Source organism: Hydrogenophaga electricum, assembly GCF_030160815.1.
GTDB lineage: Bacteria > Pseudomonadota > Gammaproteobacteria > Burkholderiales > Burkholderiaceae_C > Hydrogenophaga > Hydrogenophaga electricum.
The window spans coordinates 1-1,109 of the sequence record NZ_BSPB01000133.1; the positions used below are offsets into that span (position 1 = coordinate 1).

Here is a 1,109-nt window from a genome sequence, read left to right on the forward strand (position 1 = left end):
GGTCACGTGGACCATGGCAAGACGACGCTGACGGCGGCGATCACCACGGTGCTGTCGCGCAAGTTCGGTGGTCAGGCCAAGGCCTATGACCAGATCGACGCGGCTCCGGAAGAAAAGGCCCGCGGCATCACCATCAACACCGCCCACGTGGAATACGAAACGGCCAACCGCCACTACGCCCACGTCGACTGCCCCGGCCACGCCGACTACGTCAAGAACATGATCACCGGTGCCGCCCAGATGGACGGCGCCATCCTGGTGTGCTCGGCCGCTGACGGCCCGATGCCCCAGACCCGCGAACACATCCTGCTGTCCCGCCAGGTGGGCGTGCCCTACATCATCGTCTTCCTGAACAAAGCCGACATGGTGGACGACGCCGAACTGCTGGAACTGGTCGAAATGGAAGTGCGCGAGCTGCTCTCCAAGTACGACTTCCCCGGCGACGACACCCCCATCATCAAGGGCTCGGCCAAGCTGGCCCTCGAAGGCGACACCGGCGAGCTGGGTGAGCAAGCCATCATGAAGCTGGCCGATGCGTTGGACACCTACATCCCCACGCCCGAGCGCGCTGTGGACGGCACCTTCCTGATGCCGGTGGAAGACGTGTTCTCCATCTCCGGCCGTGGCACCGTGGTGACCGGCCGTATCGAACGCGGCGTGATCAAGGTCGGCGAAGAAATCGAAATCGTCGGCATCAAGGACACCCAGAAGACCACCTGCACGGGCGTGGAAATGTTCCGCAAGCTGCTGGACCAAGGCCAGGCTGGCGACAACGTCGGTATCCTGCTGCGCGGCACCAAGCGTGAAGACGTCGAGCGCGGTCAGGTGCTGTGCAAGCCCGGCTCCATCAAGCCGCACACGCACTTCACCGGTGAGGTGTACGTGCTGTCCAAGGACGAAGGTGGCCGTCACACGCCGTTCTTCAACAACTACCGCCCGCAGTTCTACTTCCGTACCACCGACGTGACCGGCTCCATCGAGCTGCCCGAAGGCAAGGAAATGGTCATGCCTGGCGACAACGTGTCGATCACCGTCAAGCTGATCGCCCCCATCGCCATGGAAGAAGGTCTGCGCTTCGCCATCCGTGAAGGCGGCCGTACCGTCGGCGC

1 protein-coding gene is annotated in these 1,109 nt (G+C 63.6%); it reads left to right on the forward strand.

Going from position 1 to position 1,109, the window contains the following annotated elements; all coding sequences use genetic code 11:
- A partial coding sequence (tuf, locus tag QQK43_RS23115) for an elongation factor Tu (RefSeq protein ID WP_284309631.1) occupies positions 1 to 1,109 on the forward strand: 1,109 nt, incomplete at both ends.